Origin of the sequence: Zobellia uliginosa (assembly GCF_018860745.1) — a bacterium.
In the GTDB taxonomy this organism is placed as follows: domain Bacteria; phylum Bacteroidota; class Bacteroidia; order Flavobacteriales; family Flavobacteriaceae; genus Zobellia; species Zobellia uliginosa_B.
This window is the reverse complement of sequence record NZ_JAHKPY010000002.1, coordinates 386,751-408,047: the sequence shown is the minus strand read 5'-3', so window position 1 is coordinate 408,047 and position 21,297 is coordinate 386,751. Positions and strand designations below refer to the sequence as shown.

Genomic DNA, 21,297 nt, shown 5'->3' with positions numbered 1-21,297 from the left:
GCATTGATTGTTCAATAGTGGAAAAAACCAAAAACTAAAATAAATATAATAGCTAATGTTATAAATGTTAGCCCCATAGTTAGTTTAGCTTATTCAATTTTGGGTCGCATACTGCGTGCATACCTGCGCAAATTCCTTTTTTTATCCATTTATTAGCCGTGCTATTCTTTTAAAGGTTGAACTGTACACTATACCAGACACATTTATTAAGGACAAAATTTCTCGATAACAATTCTATTTACATAAAAAACCGCCTCAATTTACCAGTTTGAGGCGGCTTTACTAAACAATCAAAACACTACTAACACTCTTAATTAAGGGCGATTATCATCTACTTGAATGGTATAATCGTCATAATAAACATCACTTATTCCTGCTGGTACAGGTTGAATACGTACCGTTCCGTTTGAGCTTGCAGCGGCAGTAAAGGTAAATTCTACCAATTGCCATGTACCCAACTCATCATCTACATCGTTCCATTGATCATTAACTTGCTGATCGCCAAAATAATGTTTTGCGAACGCGGTATTTGTGGTGCTGCCCAAATACCTTTTAAACTTTACCCTATAAACCACCCCAGCTTCAAAGGCAAAAGTTCCGCTGGTTACCGTGTTGGGTTTATTTCCATCGGGAGCCGACAAACGCAAAACATTTCCAGAAGGCGCTACTCCTGAAACTACATCAGGTGTTGGTGCAGCAACAATTTCAGCAGCTCCGGTTCCATTAGAACCGGTATTCATCCAATCTGTATCTATTGCATTTTCGAACATACCAACCTCACCTAAAATATTATCTTCATTTGCCACAACGGCATCTGGACCAAAATCTACAAGCTCGCCGGCACCAACAGAAACAATATCACCTGGACCCGCATATGAAATCGTAATCTCATCATCTCTGTATAGTTCTTCTCCAAGCATTATTCTTAAGGTAGACGCATCAGCAGCATCAGCTTCAACCGAACTCACTATTGCAGCAACACCGTTTACCATGGCCGAAAAGCCCATTGTAGCATCCGCAGAAGCCGTTATGGATGCAGGATCCAACTCTTGATCAAAAGACACCAAAATAGCATCGTCTTCCGTTACTTTTTGAATTGTCCCTACCCTATTGACCAAAATGGGTACATATACCTCAACAGGCACGCTGCTAAAAGCTTCAAGTACACGTTCATCTACGGACTGTAATGTAGAACTGCCACCATCATAAGATACAGTAACCGTATTGGTCGCATCAGTACCTTCCAATTGGGTATCCAACGTTAGTACAAGTACATCCAAATTATCAGGGTTTTGAGCTACTGATGCAACTGACCTAGCCACACCATTAACCTCTACCATAAAGTTGGCAGATACATCTTCCGTTAGCGCTATCAATTTTGAGCTTAAAGGAACTTCAATGGTATTGTCCGCCAATTCAAACACATCTCCCGATTGTTCCAAGGCTTCGTCCAAAGCGGTAACATTAAATACTACGGGAATATCATACCTCTCTTCGTCTGCTTGAACAGTTTCGGTTCTATCCCTCTTGGAAATCAGACGACCTTCAAACTTCCCAATTCGCTTATTGAAATTAAGCGTATCAATCGTTTTTTCCTCGTTAACATTTATGATGTTTTCCTCATCCTCTTCATTTTCTTCAATCGTATGAATTGTCCATACCGTAGTGGTTGGTCTAGAGGTATTATTGGACCGACTTAAATCTTCAAAAATCAGTTCATCACCAAACTTTACATCGATTACTTCCTGAGTTTTAAAGTCGATTTTATTCCCTCCTAAAGTCCTAATCTCCATATCTGCCACAATAGTATCGTAGACATCAACCATAATAGTATAATCTAAAACCCAAGCCGCACCTTTTTGTACGGTTCTTAAGGTGTCAAAGATTGATGAGTTAGTTTCAACATCCCACCCAGTAGGTAAAACAAACTCCGTATACTCCTCATATTCATTATGCAGTTTTATGGGAGTAAGTGAATCGCCTTTGGTAAACAGTACATGTACCGTTCGTTCATCTGATACCATACCCGCACCTTCAATTATGCTCGACTCAAAACTATCTGCTTTAGTAGGTAGAGGTCCCTTTAGAAAAAATGTTCCTTCCGGTATGGTCCACTCATGTTTAGTGGTTCCATTGGACAGGTCCATAAAAGACCCATAATTGTTTATATCTATATCCTTATCAACCGCTGTACCCCATGTTGTAGTGAATGCGGCATCTACAAAGGTATTTGGTGCTACGTACTCGTCATCATCTTCACAGCCAACTATTATCAGCAGTAAAAAAAGAAACCTAATACTATATTTTATATCTCTCATTTTCTTTTATTTAGGTTTGATTTATTGAACAAACTCGTCCCAATTAAGGTTAGAATCAATTTCACTTTGAGGCATGGGCAAATAAGCGTGCAAGCTTTCATTGAACTTCTGAGCTCCCACAACTGCATCTTGAACTTCTGGAGGTTGATTAAAGACTTTTTTACCCTCATAAGTGGTAGGCTCTTCTCCCGAAACAGTTAAAAAGCACTTGTATCTAGTACCATGTTTACCATTAAGGTTTTTCTCATAATGCCAGTAATCGTATTTTATTGAAGCTAAATGTTCCAGTTGCTCTTTAAACTTTCCCCAACGTCTTAAATCTGTAGCACGGTCTCCTTCTAAGGATAATTCCAAAGGTCTTTCCGTAAAACGTAAATGCTCCATCAAGTTCTGTACAGTAACTGGCTGTTGCCCGTTGGAAGAATCAAAATCTATGTCATCCATGTAAGTAGTCTCCAAGTTATTGAACTCCGCCCCAGCTTCGGAAGCCTTTCCTAGTAAAACTAAGTGTGAACGCTTTCTAACCCTGTTGATATACTTTAATCCTTCGGGTAGATTTCCCGATTCTAGCATACATTCCGCATACATTAAGTACACATCCGCCAAACGAATGACCGGAATGTTTATTCCAGAACGGTTATTCATCAGTGTAGACCTATCTTCTCCTGCACCACCACCTATAGTGTTCCAATGCAAGAATTTCTTGAACATATTAACACGGTTCCTAGCAAAAGGAGCAACCCCCGTTGCATTACCGTACTCACCGTTTATTGCTCCATACATTGGCGAATCCGGGTCATCTACTTGCCCCATACAATCCCCCATTCTTTTGCTGTACAAACGCATACGGTCTTCAGTACCTATAATTTCTCCGTTTTCATTATATACATCTGCTCCCACATTAATATTTGCAGGGTCTGCAGGATCAATCTTATCTGCTCGGTACTTCATTGCCAACCATGAACTTGGTTGAATATTAGCGTTAAAAACAATATAGGTGATGTTTTGAGCCAAGGACTCTTCACCTGTAGTTTCAAGATTAACATTGGTGGTATAATTAATTTCAAAAATAGATTCCGAGTTAAACTCCGCTATTCCCGTTACCGTAGTTGCAATATCTTCTGCTAATGCATAATTATAATTCTCTATTACATTTTTAAAGTAACCTTCGGCATTTTGAAAATCATTCTCTGCCAAGAAACTTTTTCCCATTAATGCTTCACATGCGCCCGCAGTAATACGTCCTAAATTATTGCTGCCATAAGACTCCCAATCTGCATATGTACTTGGCAAATTGTCTATACCATATTGTAAATCATCACGGTAAAAAGCTTGCACGGCTTCCGAAGAAGACAATGCCTTTTGAAATTCTTCAAAATCTTTTGGAACCGAACTTACCAATGGAATATTACCACTATTGAAACTTGTGTTCAATACATAATAGAAATACCCTCTTAAAGCTCTTGCTTGTGCATACACCCGTGACCCTTCTTCCGCAGCTACCTCTGTGGTATAATCTACAGCCAAGCGCTCATAATTTTCTATGACCTGGTTGGCTCTAAACACACCTAAGTAAAGTGCATTCCATTTGTTCTCTACGTACTTGGTATTTGCTGTAAAATCCTGAAAATACATCTCATCTGGTCTAGTTGCCTGTCTGTAACCACTTGGTACCGCTAAATCTGTACGTACAGATTCATTTTGAATACCCAATACATCATTATTTTTTAATGCGCTATAGACCGAGTTCAACCCTTGATTAAGTTGTGAATTATTCTTCCAGAAACTTTTAGTGGTCAAGGAATTTGGATTTGTCTGATCCAAAAAATCATCGCTACATGCCTGAGAAACTAATACTAGCATGCACAACGCCATAGCTCTCCTACAGAGGCTATTCGCTGTTCTCATTTTTATTTTATGTGTTTTTTTCATCTTTCGTTGTGTTAGAATTGTAATTGTAGGCCCACTTTATATTGTGATGTTACAGGATATGTACCTTGGTCAATACCTCTACTACTAAACCCATTGTTACCTACCTCTGGGTCAAAACCTGAATAGTTGGTAATGGTTATTAAATTTTGAGCTTGAACATAAATCCTAAGCTTTCCTATCTTCATTTTATCCGTAAGTTTTGACGGTAACGAATACCCTAGGCTAATATTCCTGAGTCTAATAAAAGAACCATCTTCCAGGAAATAATCCGAAGCATCTCTATACGAATTAGTATTGGGAGAACCATCATAATATGGAATATCCGATAGTGGATTAACAACCGTCCATGAGTAATAAATATCTGCATGGGTACCCGATTGGTAGGCATACGCCTTACTACCGTTCATTACTTCTGCTCCTTGAGAACCGTACCAGTTCATAGAAAAATCCACTCCTTTATAATTGGCTCCAAAATTGAAGCCCATATTAAAGTCTTCTGAACCACTACCCTTGTATACTTTATCATCCTGATCTATCTTACCATCACCGGCATCTGGAATACCATCATCATCTGTATCTACGGTAAGTTGGTCTACATATCTTAATTGTCCCAAAGAAGCTGCAGGATCAATTTCTTTGTAAGCTTCAAGTTCCTCTTCTGTTTTGATAATTCCATCCGTCTCACGCAAGAAAAAGGCAGCCGCCTCATAACCTTCGCGTATAACACTTACCAATTCTCTAGGACCTCTTTGCGAGATATAACTGTTATCCAAGAATATAACAGGATTATTAGGACTTGTTTTGGTTACCAAGTTCACGTTTTTTGCATAGGTTAAACCCATGTTCCAATTGAATCCTTTTTTACCGTAGTGATTGAATTTAAGAGCCATTTCATGACCGGTATTTCTCATATCACCAATATTTAGGATACTACTTCTGTTTGATCCAAAAACACCTGTTGAAGGAGGGTTTACAACTCCGAACAACAAATCTTTCTTTTCACTTACGTACACATCATTAGAGAAAGTAAGCTTGCCGTTAAAGAAGGCCAGATCAACCCCTAGGTTTCGCTCTTTGGAAGTTTCCCATTTTACATTTTCATTGGCATACCTTTCTTGGGTAGTTCCCAAGGCAGGTGTTTCTGTGGTAGAGTTTAAACTGGGGTCTACATCGGCACTTCCAAATACATAATCTTGCCCTAGATCAACAACTGCCTGGTTACTATAAGAAGCAAATCTATCATTACCTGTAGTACCGTAACCCACTCTTATCTTGAATGAATTGACGGTTTCTTTAATTGGCTCCCAAAAAGCTTCATCGGAAACATTCCAACCTAAAGAGGCACTAGGAAACCAACCCCATCTGTTTTGTGGGCTAAATTGAGATGAACCATCTCTTCTTATGCTCCCACTAAAAATATACTTCCCATCGTAGTTATACTGAATTCTTCCTAGATAACCGATAAGTGTTCTTGTATAATCCCTTCCATCCGATGTAATCAAATCACCTGTGGTATAGCCATCAAAAACCGTAACCGCCGCATCTGCATTATCTCTCTTCTCTGCTCTGAAATATTCATTTTCAGTCTGCTCTAAGGAATTTACCAATAACAGGTTTAGGTCATGTTTACCAAACTTTTTATGGTAGTTCATCATTCCTTCGAAAGTTAATTTGTTATTGTCCGTAACAGCCGTTTGTATTAAAGAAATATCCCATGGGTTTGGTGGTATCAAATCTCCAGCAGTATTATATACATCTAGTCTTGGAATGATACGCACTCCTTTGTCATGGGAAAAGTTGGCACCTCCCCTAGCCGTAAATTTTAAGGATGGTGTTGCATCAAAATCAATCTGAATATTAGCGCCATTACTGGTTCCGTCCCTTACTTCTTTAGTGTTTAAGTTTCTAGCCACTCCACCAAGGGCTCTAATAGGTCCTATTCCACCTGGCTCGTCAACATCATCTTCGGTAACATCTGTAAGCTCCGTTTGTCCTAATTCTATATCTGGTTGAAAAGGCTTGTATTCCAATATTTTATTGAAAACTCCGTAATTTGGCAGTGTTTTCTCATCTCTTTTAAAAGTTAGTCCTGTTGCTATTTTCCAATTTCCTTTTGTAAACTGTGTGTTGGACCTAATATTAAATCGACTATAATCCGAATTGATCATAATACCTGACTGATCATAAAAACTGGCGTTGAAGTTATACGTCAACCCATCTTTACCACCTGATACATTAATAGAATGGTTTTGAATAGGTGCCAAATCATTCAGAATTAAATCTTCTAGTGCCGTATCATTAGTGAACCAAGATCTATTTCTGTGAATTTCCGCATTTACACCACCTTGCACTTTACCGCTGGACTGCGCTCCACGTAGCATATCCATATACGTAAGTTGGTACGAAGACATAAGCGGCGTTCCCGATGTAATATCCTGCACCCCATACTCAGAGTTTACACGAATATCCATCTTCCCAACTTTACCCTGTTTGGTAGTAATTAGGATTACACCGCCAGCACCACGTGTACCATAAATTGAAGCAGAAGCCGCATCTTTCAATACATCTATAGATTCAATTTCACTGATGCTTAATTGTGGGTCACTATTATAAGGAATACCATCAACCACATAAAGTGGGCCATTTTGCCCGTCTAATAGGGAACTGAAACCACGAATAAGAATGTTAGCCTCCTCGCCTGGTTGCCCAGAACTGGCGGTAATATTTACACCCGCAATCTGGCCCTGCAATGCAGTACCAATATCTGACGTGGTGGTCTTGGCCAATTCTTCAGATTTCACCTGTACTACGGCGCCTGTAAGTTCCTTTTTGCGCTGGGTACCATACCCTACTACAATAACCTCATCTAGTTCAGAGGCATCTTCCTCCAAACTAATATTTAAACTTGTTTTACCTTTAATGGCAATTTCTTTGGTTGCAAAACCAATGTAACTAAAGATAAGTACATCTGTAGACTTGGCTTTGATGGTATACAGACCGTCAAAATCCGTAACAGCACCCGTTTGTGTTCCTTTCACTACCACGCTTACTCCTGGTAATGGCGCGCCGTCCGCAGAGACCGTTCCCGTAACGGAAAGCTCCTGCGCACTAGCAAAACCAAAGCACAGCCCCAACATGAGCGTCATGAGCTTCAGCCTAGATTTTCTGATTAATAGCAGTTTGTTTTTCATACATTCTCGTTGTTAAAGTTTAGTTAAACAAATGTTCGTTTTTTATTTCAATCAGGTAATGACATATGATTTGATCCTTAGGCCAAATGATTAATGAGGAAAACTGGATGTGCCGTATATGGTTAACCAACAAGTTTTTAAGAAGGAGACATTTCAATAAAAAAAGACATAATCCAATACCTGGTAGTGAGGCGTACATGCAATCTGATAGAAAATCTAAGCTATACAAACGTTAATATTATGTTAGCAAAGGCATACAGGCCGTATGACCCATAAAATGACATTGTAAAAAGAAGGGCTATTCGTAATTTAAAAAGTACAAGAACCGAGAGTTTATAGTAACCTCCCTTTAACAGGGCTTTATCAATTCAAAAACATACCTTATTAATCATATGTTTTATTATCAAAACCATTTACTCTGCTTCAAATCTTAGTTTTATCTTACATTGTTATCTTAAATGAGCTAGACTATTTCAGTATACGCTTTATATAGAATAAATGTAACCCCCAAACCAAATCGCAATCACTAATTCATTTTACTAAATGATCGTAGTACCAAAAAAAATAAAATCATTTTATTTGTCTTCTCTCCTATGCTTGGGTATTTTAACCAATGTATTTGGGCAAAATCAAATTTCGTTTCAACATATCTCCACAAAAGATGGTCTATCACAAAGTGATGTAAATACTATTTATCAGGACAAATTAGGGTTCATGTGGTTTGGAACCCATGATGGAATCAACAAATATGACGGTTATGAATTCACGGTATACAATCTTGATGATAATGAGCCTGACAGTATAAGTAGCAACCTTATTTTTGACATTGCAGCAGATGATGAAGGCAATCTGTGGATTGGAACCACCGGAAACGGACTAAACTTCTTTAATGTAACTACAGGTAAATTCACCCAATACGTACACGATAAAGACGATCCAACAACCATTTCAAGTAATCATATTACCAAGGTATTTATCGATAGTAAGAAAAGGCTATGGGTAGGAAATAAAAATGGTCTTGACAGATTAGATCTTAATACTATATCTGAGGGAATTGAATTTGAACATTTCAACTCTGAAATTAGTTCTCCTATTCCTAAATATGACGGTTCTTTTATAAGTTCTATATATGAAGATAAAAAAGGCGGACTTTATGTGGGAGGTAAAGGCGGACTTTATAAACTAAGGAAAGATGGTAAGGGCAAAGACTTTTTTGCCAATGTTACCAAAGAAATAGGCTTGCCCAAAACAACTATTAGAAGTATTGCCGAAGATGCAACAGGGCGTCTTTTTATTGCCACTAGTAGAGGGCTTTATTATCAAACTTTAGGGTCACAAACAGGTTTCGAACAGTTTCATAAAGGTACATTTGGCAATATTCTTCTTGATAAGGACAATCATATTTGGGCAGGATCAGACCGTGGTCTTTTCTACTTTGAAAATTTTACGGATAACAAACCACCGGTATTTTTAAGGCAGTTCCAGTATGATTCAAAAGACCCTTCAAGTTTAAGTAAAAATATTGTAAGGTCTTTGTTTATGGACGATACGGGTATCATCTGGATAGGGACAAACGGGGGTGGTATAAATATTTTTGACCCAAAAAGAAAACAGTTTAAAAACGTTAGAAATACTTCTGACCCAAATAGTTTGAGCTATGACAAAATTAGGTCTATTTATGAGGACAGTAATAGTACATTATGGGTCGGCACCGAAGGTGGTGGACTAAATATGCTCACAAAAGACAATGACAATGGCTCATACAAACACTTTGAACATTTTAATTCGCTTTCAAAGATTTTTGCCATAGAAGAAACTAAGATTGGAGAAAAACCAATTTTAATGATTGGTACCGAAGGGTTTCCCGGACTCTACTTTTTAGATATCTCCAATCCAAATAAGATTACAGAGGCCAACTTAACAAAAACAGATTTAAACAATGGCGTTTTCAGCCTTTTGTCGGACTCAAATGAAAATTTGTGGGTAGGCACCTATAATACCGGTATACACCGCTGGATAAAAACCGATACTGTAGGTCATTTTATAAAACAATCTTTTGGTCATTACCCCGGAAAAACTAATTCCGTTTCCAGTAATATTATCAGAAACATACTGGAAGACCACAATGGAAACATATGGTTAGCTACCGGTGACGGACTTTGTGTACTTACCTCCAAAGAAAAGTATAAGAAAAGGCCAAAATTCAAGGTATTCAAACATGACCCTACTAATCCAAAATCCATTAGTCACAATTACGTTCTTTCATTGTACGAAAGCCTATCCGGGGTCATATGGGCAGGAACATTTGGTGGTGGCTTAAATAAATACATACCTGGCACAGATGAAAATCCAGCAACTTTTGAGCACTACTCCACATTAAATGGCTTACCTAACAATGTTATAAAAGGTATTCTTGAGGATGGCAATCAAAACCTTTGGTTATCAACTAACAAAGGGCTTTCCAGTTTTGACCCAGAAAAGGAAATATTCAAAAACTACAATTCAAGTGACGGCCTACAAAACAATGAATTCCAAGAGCTTGCTTGTCTAAAAAGAGCGGATGGAGAAATGTTGTTTGGAGGTATTAATGGTTTCAATGCTTTTTATCCAGATGAAATTCAAGAAAACAAATATCCGGCTAAAACTGTAATCACGGATTTGCTAATTTCTAATAAATCCGTTGAAATAGGTGAGGAAATAAATGGCAAAGTTGTTTTAGAAAAGAACATCAGCAAAAGCAAGAAAATTGAATTAAAGTACGGTAACACTAACTTTTCTTTTGAATTTGCGGCACTACACTACGCTGCACCTGCTAAAAATCAATATGCCTACAAACTAGAAGGTTTTGATACCGATTGGACAGAGACAACCTCCAAGAAAAGATATGCCACTTATACCAATTTAAAACCCGGTGACTATGTTTTTAAAGTAAAGGCAAGCAATAATGATGGCATATGGAATTCGAAACCTACTACCTTGAGCATACATATTATTCCGCCATGGTACCTTACCTATGTTGCATACGTTTGCTATGGTTTGTTGTTTTTAGGGCTACTATGGTTGTTCTGGAGGTATACTTTTATTAGAACTTCGGAAAAGCACCAATTGGAACTGGAATCTGTTGAACGTGAAAGGTCTGAAGAATTACAGCGTATGAAATTGGAGTTTTTTACCAATATTTCACATGAATTCAGGACACCTTTAACACTCATAAAAGGACCTCTAGAATATGTCCAAAAAAATGTATCTACTCTTGATCAGAAATCGCTTAAAGAGCAATTAGGGCTAATGCAAAAAAATACCAATTATTTATTGCGCTTAGTGACCCAGCTGTTAGATTTCAGAAAGATTACCCAAGGAAAGATGAGGCTCGTTATGAGAAATAGCGATATAACAGCGTTTATACGTGAAGTTGCTGAACCCTTCCAATTTATGGCGCACAAACAGTCAATTAATTTTGAAGTAGATTCCTCTACGGTCTCTATAATCACTTGGTTTGACCATGAAGCCTTAGAAAAAATAATGAACAACCTGCTTTCCAACGCTTTCAAATTCACCGAAGCCGGAGGTCAAATCAAAGTAAAAATATCAGAAGATATTGTTGACGGAAAGAGCGAAGTAGTCATTAAAGTAAAAGATTCGGGAATTGGCATGCCAAAAGCAAAAATGTCTAAAATATTTGAACGTTTCAATTCGGCTAAAGAAGGCGAAAAGAACCATAAAATTAACCCTGAAGGCATTGGTATTGGGCTTTCGTTTACCAAAAACCTGGTAGAGCTCCACCAGGGGCGTATTCAAGTTTTTAGTAAACCGGACAAGGGTACCAAGTTCATAGTGCGCTTACCACAAGACAAAGAAGCATACACCAATATAGATGAAATTAGTTGTAAGGATGTTTCAGATAATGATTTTCTAGTGCGTTCTTCTGAAACAGAGTCTTTTGCTATTGGTCTAAATGACGACCTCATTGATGAAGGCATGTCCAAAACAAGACCTAAACTACCTGTTCTATTAGTGGTAGATGATAATCCAGATATTCGTACATTCATAAGTAAAATTTTAGGGAACATTTATACCATTTACCAAGCTGAAAACGGTAAGAAAGGACTAGAAATAGCTAAAAAGGTTATACCCAACATTGTTATTTGTGATATAGTAATGCCTATAATGGATGGTATTGAGTTTTCCCGCAACTTAAAGAGTCAGCCAGAAACAAGCCATATTCCCATAATAATTCTAACTGCAAAATCTTCTCAAGAAATTGAGTTAAAAAGCCTTGAATTGGGTGTTGATGAATATTTACGAAAGCCTTTTGATTTTGAACTTTTAAAACTCAAGCTTTCAAATATAATTAAGCGAAGAGAGCACCTAAGAAAACGTTTCAATCGAAAAATAACAGTTCAGCCCAGCGAAATTGCTGTGACCTCGATGGACGAAAAATTCCTGAGCCAAGCTATAGAAATCGTTGAGAAACATATGATGAACACCGATTTTAATGTAGAAATGCTCGTAAAAGAAATGGGGCTTAGCCGAAGTACACTTTACCTAAAATTTAAAGAACTTACAGGTCTGTCCTCAAGTGAATTTATTAGGAGTATTCGTCTAAAACGAGCAGTGCAGTTCTTTAATAAAAGTAATTATTCCGTAAAAGAAATCATGTACAAAACAGGGTTTAGCACGGCTTCTTACTTCTCTAAATGCTTTAAAAAACAATTTGGGATGGTACCTAGCGAATACGTAAAACAAATTAGCAAGAAGAAAGAATCTGCTGACACCTAAAAAATGTTGAAAAGGTTCAATGAACACTATTCTGATAATACACCATTTTGTTATGTCCACATGGCTAATAAGTATCCAAAATACACTTTAAGTCATGATTTAGTATATTTACAATGACATTATTCATCACAAACAATATAACTCCAAAAATTAATCCTTTGAAAAATTTAACGCTTGCCCTTATCTCGGTATTGCTATTCTCTTGCAAAGCCGAAAAGAAAGAAGTACCACCTTCAAAACCCAATGTAGTTTTCATTTTTGCCGATGATATGACGTATAATGCTATAAACGCATTGGGAAATAAAGAAATCAAGACCCCAAACTTGGACAAATTAGTCCATAATGGAACCACTTTTACGCATGCCTTTAATATGGGTGGATGGAACGGTGCTATTTGTGCAGCATCCCGGGCCATGATTATTTCTGGTAGAAAATTATGGGAGGTAAATGAGTTTCGTGAAAACTGGAATAACGGTAAAGAGTTTGACAAAACTTGGGGTAAACTCATGGAAGGTGCCGGATACGACACGTATATGACCGGAAAATGGCATGTTGATGCCAAGGCCCAGAATGTTTTTCAAAACGTGGTTCATACGCGACCTGGAATGCCTGGTGATGCATGGGCAAAAGAGCTAACTGGCTCTAAATTCTCAACATTGAAAGAAAACGGACTTAAACCTGCCGATATTATGCCTATTGGCTACAACAGGCCGCAGAACGAAAATGACACTACGTGGACGCCAACCAATATGAAGCACGGTGGATTTTGGCAAGGTGGCAAACACTGGAGCGAAGTTTTAAGAGACGATGCCCTTGGGTTTATAGACCAAACCAAAACAAGTAAAAATCCTTTCTTTATGTACCTGGCTTTTAATGCTCCACATGATCCAAGACAGGCGCCAAAAGAGTTTGTAGATATGTATTCTTTAGATGATATAACCATTCCTGAAAGCTTCCTTCCCCTCTACCCTTACAAAGATGGCATGGGCAACGGACCTAGTCTTAGAGATGAGGCACTGGCGCCCTTTCCTAGAACAGAATTTGCCGTTAAAGTACATACCAAAGAATACTATGCCCTTATAACTCACTTAGATTTCCAGATTGGAAAAATTATAGAGGGATTGGAAAAAACAGGCAAAATGGATAATACCTATATCATCTTCACGGCTGATCACGGTTTAGCGGTCGGGAAACATGGCTTAATTGGGAAACAAAGTCAATTTGACCATAGTATACGGGCTCCTTGGATGATTGTGGGACCAAAAATCCCTAAAGACAAAAAAATTGATACGGATATCTATTTGCAGGATGCCATGGCCACAAGTTTAGAATTAGCCGGTGTTAAGAAACCTGAATATGTATTCTTTAATAGCGTCTTAGACCTTGTAAACGGTGATAGGAAAGAAAGCCACTATGATGCTATCTACAACGGTTATATAGACTTACAACGTATGATTCGTAAAGATGGTTATAAGTTGATTCTATATCCAAAAATGGATGTGGTTTTACTTTATGATCTGAAAGCAGATCCAAAAGAAATGAACGATTTAGCTGCAAACCCAGAATACCAGGAAAAAGTAGATACTATGTTCGCAGAGTTGATGAAACTCCAAAAAGATATGGAAGACACTCTAGATATTAGCAGCGTACTCAAAAACTACAGAGCAAAGAAATAAAATACCTTTACTGAGTACACCTACTAAAACAGCCCTGTTCATATTCATATAAACAGGGCTGTTTCTTTGCTTAGAATGCAAGGAAGAAAGTCGCCGACCATACCCTAATCTACGGTGTGAACATAAAAAAAGTGCACCAACTATGAACGATTGATGCACTTAAACTAACACAAAAAAACAATCTTAAAGTAGAGCTTAATCTTAAATAGATATCTCTAATACATGGGCATACTCACCCGATTTTTTACCTAATTTCTTAATCGATAGTGCTTCTTTAGTTTGCTCAAAATCAATTTTAGCATCACTACCCAATAATTTCACTGCTTTGATGTCTACACCTTCCGCAAATGCATTGGCGCTTCCTAAAGACTCTATATCAATGTTACCATTCTTTGGCCAAGCCAACATAATGGCGTAGAGCTTATCCCCTTTTTGGGTAAACCTGATATCTTGTCCGGTAAACTCCTTGTTTTTCCCTTCGGAATGATGTCCCTTTTTAACCTCTGTAGGGCCTTCTCCAAAAGTTTTCCAATATCTTGTATCGTAGATGGCATCTCCATTTGTAGCAAGCCAATCTCCTATTTGCAATAGAATCTCTTTTTGGTCATCAGGAATAGTTCCATCGGCTTTTGGGCCTACGTTAAGTAGTAAATTTCCGTTTTTAGAGACGATATCTACTAAATCATCAATCAGTTGATTGGCAGTTTTAGAATCCCAGTTGGTAACATGAGACCAAGAATTCTTACCTATAGAAGTATCCGTTTGCCAAGGCAATTTTCTAATACCTGGAAGTTTTCCTCTTTCAAGATCATATATCACAGTTCCTTCAGGAAATGCCTCATGACCAAAATTCTTATCATTGATCAAAACTTCTTTACCCCACTCGCGGCCCTTATTATAGTAGTAAGCGGCCAGTTTAGGTCTTAAGTCTGCAAAATCTTCAATATCAACATAAAAATCAAAATAAAGAATATCTGGTTGGTAGGTGTCCACTAAATCAATTGTTCTTTTCCACCATCGCTCTTTAAATTCCTCCGAAACAGGCTGCGTTAAATCCTTTCCTTTGCTAGAATATAAATCGGCATACTCCGGATCTACCGTATCAAACTTATCTTTCTTATTATAAAAAGACCAGTTAAAGGCAAAATGCGAAGAAGCCCCCATTTTTAAACCTTGTTCTCTACCTTCCTTAAAAAGTTCGCCCAATACATCTCTTTTTGGACCCATATCAAATGAATTCCAACGTGTGGTATTTGACTTGTACATCGCAAAACCATCATGGTGATCCGCTACAGGAACTACATATTTAGCTCCAGATTTTTTAAATAGGTCGATCCATTCCTTAGCATCAAATTTTTCAGCCTTGAACATGGGTATAAAATCTTTGTATCCAAATTCCTTTTGGTCTCCCCAAGTCTTTTTGTGGTGAGTATATGTTGCGTTTGGCCCTTTCTTTCCCTTCTTTAAAGTAGCTGAAAAGGTTGCGGTATCCATATACATCTGGCGAGGATACCATTCCGAACCAAAAGCAGGAACCGAATAGGCGCCCCAGTGAATAAATATTCCGAACTTATCATCAGTAAACCATTTAGGGTCTTTATAGTTTTTTTTGATGGATTCCCAATTAGGCTGAAAGACCTTAGTCGTATCGGCAGCACTTGATTGTGCTGTAACTTTTTGATTTTTCTTATCTGAACTGCCGCAAGAAGCTATACAGATAATGGCGACTGAGAGTGCCGCTAAATGTTTAAAATTCATAGTGTGGTTGTTATTGACGATACGATTTTATTTCGCCCTATTAGAAGTTGCTAAATTCTAATTTTATGCCCCATCTGCGAGCCACGAATGTGCTAAAGGTTATAACAAATGAACATTTACTCGTGCTTTTTCAAGCAACCTACATGCTGCTATTGGTTTATGACAAACCTAAAAACTAGACAATACATTGACAAACCTTAATCTCTCATAAATCTCAATGTTTACTCTGTGACGCCCTAAATTTTAGATTCACTTATTCAAGCTTCTCTAAAAAAACCATCTGTTCTATTCTTTCAACCGTTCGTGGTCTTTTGCTTGAAAATTATTTTAGACTTTCACCTCTACAATTATTAACACAAATATGATGTTGAAAAAAAGCTTTCTATTTATCCTTTTACTACAATTCAGTTTTTCTTTTGCACAACTGAATTCTGAAGCTACACATGGTGATGTATCCTTTAATAGCGGTTGGCTCTTTCAAAAGGGCGACCCTTCTGGAGCTGAAAAATCCACTTTTAAAGATGCAGCTTGGCGCAAACTGAATTTACCGCACGATTGGGCCATTGAAGGTCCTTTTGATAAAAAATACAATGCTCGCACAGGTGGTTTACCGGTTCATGGAACTGCTTGGTACCGTAAGCATTTTACCATAGATAAGAAATATGCAGCTCAGCAAATAGCTGTTTTATTTGATGGTGTAATGAATAATAGTCGTGTGTACATAAATGGAGAGTATATTGGCGAACGCCCCTTTGGTTACATAGGTTTTGAGCTGGATTTAACGCCATACATCAAATTTGGAGAAGATAACGTAATTGCAGTTAGGGTTGCTCCGGAAGATTTAGCTTCCAGATGGTACTCTGGTGCGGGCATCTATAGAAACACCTATTTAAAAGTAAATAACCCCGTCCACATTCCGCTTTGGGGAACCTATATTACTACGCCAGAAGTATCCGATGAAAAGGCTACCGTAAAAATTGAGACTACGGTAAAGAATGCGGATAAAAAGAAAGCTTCGGTAACGCTAGAAACCAAAATAATTGACGGACTCAATAACGTAATAGCCTCCAGCAGTCAGAAAATAGGACTAGAGAAATCTTCGGAGAAAGTTATTATAGATGAAATAATAGTTAACAATCCCAAACGATGGGGAGTTGAGAATCCATATTTATATGACGTTGTCACGCAAGTGAAAAAAGGGAATATAGTTATAGATGAGTTTAAAAGCACACTGGGTATTCGTAGTATTTCTTTTGATGCCAAAGAAGGATTTCTATTGAATGAAGAACCAGTTGAATTCAAGGGTGTATGTATGCACCATGACCTAGGACCTTTAGGAGGTGCTGTAAATTACAGGGCTACCGAACGCCAAATGGAGATTATGCAAAGTATGGGCGTGAATGCCTTGCGTACAAGTCATAACCCACCATCGCCCGAAATGCTTCAAATCTGTGATAAATTAGGTATTGTAGTATTGGACGAAGCTTTTGATGAATGGAAAATACCAAAGGTCATAAACGGGTATAACAAGTTTTTTGATGAATGGCATGAGCGCGATTTAAGGGATATGATAAAAAGAGACCGTAACCATCCTTCCGTAGTCATGTGGAGTATCGGAAACGAAATTATAGAGCAACGCGAAAAAGACGGTTGGAAAGTGGCCAAAATGCTGAATGACATCTGCCATGATGAAGATCATACCAGACCAACTACCGCAGGTTTCAATAATTACCCGGGAGCATTCAAAAACAAATTAGCCTATCAGATAGATATTGTAGGTTTAAACTATAAGCCTTTTGATTACGGGGAAGTGATTAGAGAAAACCCTGATATGATTGTTTACGGTTCTGAAACCTCATCTCAGACTAGTAGCCGAGGTACCTATGCCCTACCTATTACACATGATCACAAGAAAGAAACCTTGGAAGTTTCTAGTTATGATGTTACTGTTGGCCCACCATGGGCATATCCTCCAGATGTTGAGTTTGATGTGCAGGCAGAAAATCCTACATTTTTAGGTGAATTCATGTGGACGGGCTTCGATTATCTTGGTGAACCCACCCCTTACGGTGGTCGCGATAATTCTACGGATGGATATTGGAATGCTGACTGGCCTGTACACGCCTCTTATTTTGCTCCAGTAGATTTATGTGGCTTTCCAAAAGACAGATACTACCTCTACCAAAGTCAATGGACTACAGAGCCTATGGTTCACTTACTGCCACATTGGAACTGGGAAGGAAAAGAAGGTGAAGAAATTCCAGTTTATGCCTATACGAATTGCGATGAAGTAGAATTGATCGTGAACGGAAAGTCATTGGGCAAAAAAGTAAAAGGAGTTGATACTACAGATATCCCAGCGGAATTTCGTGGATTTGAAAAAGGAATGTATACTTCAAAATACAGGTTGAGTTGGAATGTTCCTTACCAACCGGGAAGCTTAAAAGTAATTGGTTATAAAGACGGAAAAGCTGTTACTGAAAAAATAATTAAAACAGCTAAAAAAGCATCAAAAATACGCTTAACAGCAGACCGTACGGAAATAACCGCAGACGGAAAAGACCTTTCTTTTATTGAAGTTGATATAACAGATGCGGATGGAAACCTTATTCCTAATGCTGATAACCAAGTACAATTCACCATAGAAGGAGCAGGAAGTCTTGCCGCTGTAGGTAATGGAAACCCAGCTTCTTTAGAGTCGTTTCAAGATACTAAGATCAAAGCATTTAACGGAAAATGTTTACTCGTAGTGAAATCTACCGAGGCTGCCGGAAACATCAAAATTTCCGCTACTTCTAACGGATTAAAAACTAATACAATAACCATTAGTTCAAAATAAAAACTTAAATGAAAATCAAAATCCTAATCCCTTTTATAATCGGCTTACTTTTTCATTTACAGTCATATGCCACAGACTTTAACGTGTTAGATTACGGGGCAAAGGCCGATGGCACCACCATAGACACCAAAGCGGTTCAGAAAGCCATTGATGCCTGTACAAAAAACGGCGGAGGAAAGGTGATTATTCCCTCAGGAAAAACCGTTGTAATCGGCACTATCTACCTTAAGGATTTTGTCACCCTACACGTTGAAAATGGAGCAACGCTTCTTGGGAGTCCTAATTATGAGGATTATGCCACGGACACCCATAAGAATATGTACAAGAACGAACCTCACATGGACCGTTGCTTGATTTTTGCCAAAGACGCACGTTCCATCGCCATTGAAGGGTATGGAACTATTGACGGGAACGGGCACAAAGAAAACTTCACTAAGAAAAAAGGAGGCAGACCTATGATGATTCGGTTTGTAAACGTAAAAGACATCCATTTAAATGATATTACCTTAATCAATCCTGCGGCATGGACCTCTGCTTGGCTCTACTGTGATAATATTTCGGTGAGCGGAATCAACATCATAAGTCGCGTAAACAATAACGGAGACGGGCTGGATTTTGATGGATGTACAAACGTGCGCGTGAACAATAGTAATTTTGATAATAGTGATGATAGTATTTGCCTGCAAGCTTCAAGACCGGACAAACCTTGCAAGAATATCACAGTCAGCAATTGCCATTTTAGCACCAAATGGGGCGGAATGCGCATAGGACTCCTATCTCGCGGAAATATAGAATCGGTTACCGTTACGAACTGTACTTTTAAGGACATACAGGATTCGGGACTTAAGATTCAACAATGCGAAGGAGGCGAAATGAAAAATATGGTCTTCAGTAATTTGGTAATGGAAAACGTACCACGCCCAATTTTCATGACTTTCGCCCAACAAATTGCATCGGTAGATACGCCTGAGGGTCAATTTGAGCCACTTAAGAGCATGCACAACTTTGGCTTTAGCAATATTGTGGTAGACAATTCCAAGCTTGATAAAAACTCTGCTTTCTTTTTAACCGGTTTTCCAGAGCATCAAATTGAAGATATCACTATTAAGGATGTTCAATTTGTAGTTTCTGGTGGAGGTACTGCTGCAGATGCGCAAAAAACGAACATCAAAGAATACACCCAAGAAGTACTTAATGGCTGGTGGCCAGAATTCAGTTTAGTGGGTACCCTACCCGCTTCTGGACTTTATGCTCGGCATATAGATGGATTGGTTGTTGAAAATTTCAGCATTAAGACTATAAATGAAGACAAAAGAGCCCCAATTGTTCTAAAAAACGTTACAAATAGCGAAATCAATAGAATTTTCCTAAACAAAAAAATCATCTCAAAGAACCAAATCCAGAGCAACTAAAATGAGAATCAAACTACATTATACAAGCCTCCTAATTACCTTTATTCTATTGGTAAGCTGTAATTCAAAGTCAGACAGTTACAACGTTGTCGATCATGGTGCCATAGGCGATGGTAAGACAATAAATACCAAAAGCATTCAACAAGCTATTGATGCCTGTAATCTTGCTGGTGGTGGCACTGTTACTATTAAAGACGGCGATTACATTTCAGGTACACTTCTCCTAAAAGACAACGTAACCCTACATATAGCTAAAGATGCAAAATTGATCGGAAGTTCAAATCCGTTGGATTACCAGAGTATAGATACGTTTGAAGATGCTACTGGGCAACAACGTGGCAATTGCCTTATTGGCGCAAAAAATGCCACAAATATTGCCGTAACCGGTAAGGGAACTATTGATGGAAACGGAGAAGCTTTTCTATCCAAAAATATAAAGGCGAAAATTAAGGAGCTGAACATTACAGAAACCGAAGGTTTTGGCTCAAATAGGCCTTTTCTTTTACGGTTTGTAAATTCTTCTCAAATTAGAGTACAAGATGTTCATTTACGCCAACCAGCTGCATGGACTTGCCATTTCTTTCAATCCAATGCTATTTTGGTTGACAACGTTTCCATTTACAGCCACGCCCATAAGAATAACGATGGCATTGATTTAGATTCCAGTTACGACGCTGTTATTAAAAATTGCGACATTAACACGGGCGATGATGCTATTTGCATTAAAACTACGAGCCCAAAACCTACCTATAACGTACAAGTTAGCGATTGCAAGCTCAGAAGCGATTGGGGTTCGATCAAGTTCGGAACCGAGTCTATGGGAGATATGTACAACATAGATATTAAAAACTGCCGAATTTATGATACCAAAGGTGGCGGAATAAAAATCTTAAGTGTTGATGGTGCCAACATTCACGATGTGACTATAGACGGCATCCAAATGGACAGAGTAGATATGCCTATTTTCATTCGTCTTGGAGAACGCCTACGCACCTACCGCGATGCCGAAAAACAAGAGGTTGGCTCTATTACCAATGTAGTTATCAAAAATGTTACAGGTAATGCCCGGGTTTTGGATAGCTCAAGGGTAAAACCACCATCTGGAATATTAATTACGGGAACTCCAGACCATAAAGTTGGTAAAATAACTTTAGAAAATATTGAGCTGGAACTACCAGGCGGAGGCACGGCAGAACATTCAATGGCCAAGGTTGGAGAAGATATTACCAGATATCCTGAGTTCAGCTTTTTTAATGTGCTTCCTGTCTATGGGGTGTATGGTAGGCATATAGATAGCCTTCAAACAAATAATATCGTGTTTTCCTTAAACAGTGTGGATGAAAGAGAAGCCCAAGTTTTTGTTGACACAAATACAATTCAATCTGAGTAACC

9 protein-coding genes are annotated in these 21,297 nt (G+C 38.3%); 5 read left to right on the top strand and 4 right to left on the bottom strand.

The annotated features are described in order from the left end of the window. Nucleotides 1-314 precede the first annotated feature (314 nt). Genes KO521_RS02315 through KO521_RS02305 form a run of 3 tightly spaced genes read right to left on the bottom strand, consistent with a single transcriptional unit; the run spans nt 315 to nt 7,441 of the window. Nucleotides 315-2,318: a hypothetical protein gene (locus KO521_RS02315; RefSeq protein WP_215938290.1), complete on the bottom strand. Its 2,004-nt coding sequence runs from the start codon at nt 2,316-2,318 to the stop codon at nt 315-317. Between the two features lie 21 nt (nt 2,319-2,339). Then, the gene (locus KO521_RS02310; protein WP_215938289.1) at nt 2,340-4,250 is read right to left on the bottom strand and encodes a RagB/SusD family nutrient uptake outer membrane protein; all 1,911 of its coding nucleotides are present in this window, start codon (nt 4,248-4,250) and stop codon (nt 2,340-2,342) included. 11 nt (nt 4,251-4,261) lie between these two features. Continuing rightward, on the bottom strand, nt 4,262-7,441 hold the full coding sequence (locus KO521_RS02305; protein ID WP_215938288.1) for a SusC/RagA family TonB-linked outer membrane protein: 3,180 nt from the start codon (nt 7,439-7,441) through the stop codon (nt 4,262-4,264). A 579-nt stretch (nt 7,442-8,020) separates the two neighbouring features. On the opposite strand from KO521_RS02305, the gene KO521_RS02300 reads away from it, so the two are divergent. Together KO521_RS02300 and KO521_RS02295 are read left to right on the top strand one after the other, a co-directional pair. Further along, the gene (locus KO521_RS02300) at nt 8,021-12,220 is read left to right on the top strand and encodes a two-component regulator propeller domain-containing protein (protein ID WP_252729823.1); all 4,200 of its coding nucleotides are present in this window, start codon (nt 8,021-8,023) and stop codon (nt 12,218-12,220) included. Nucleotides 12,221-12,378: 158 nt separating this feature from the next. Further along, on the top strand, nt 12,379-13,896 hold the full coding sequence (locus tag KO521_RS02295) for a sulfatase-like hydrolase/transferase (protein ID WP_252729822.1): 1,518 nt from the start codon (nt 12,379-12,381) through the stop codon (nt 13,894-13,896). A gap of 201 nt (nt 13,897-14,097) precedes the next feature. Here the strand turns inward: KO521_RS02295 and KO521_RS02290 are convergent, their stop codons facing one another. Then, a complete protein-coding gene (locus KO521_RS02290) occupies nt 14,098-15,654 on the bottom strand; it encodes an alpha-L-fucosidase (RefSeq protein ID WP_215938285.1) in 1,557 nt (518 codons plus the stop codon). 361 nt (nt 15,655-16,015) lie between these two features. On the opposite strand from KO521_RS02290, the gene galB reads away from it, so the two are divergent. Genes galB through KO521_RS02275 form a run of 3 tightly spaced genes read left to right on the top strand, consistent with a single transcriptional unit; the run spans nt 16,016 to nt 21,295 of the window. Beyond that, a complete protein-coding gene (gene galB, locus KO521_RS02285) occupies nt 16,016-18,493 on the top strand; it encodes a beta-galactosidase GalB (RefSeq protein ID WP_252729821.1) in 2,478 nt (825 codons plus the stop codon). An 8-nt stretch (nt 18,494-18,501) separates the two neighbouring features. Next, a complete protein-coding gene (locus KO521_RS02280) occupies nt 18,502-19,905 on the top strand; it encodes a glycoside hydrolase family 28 protein (protein ID WP_215938284.1) in 1,404 nt (467 codons plus the stop codon). A 1-nt stretch (nt 19,906) separates the two neighbouring features. After that, nucleotides 19,907-21,295, top strand: coding sequence for a glycoside hydrolase family 28 protein (locus KO521_RS02275; protein WP_215938283.1), 1,389 nt, complete (start codon nt 19,907-19,909; stop codon nt 21,293-21,295). Nucleotides 21,296-21,297: the final 2 nt, after the last annotated feature.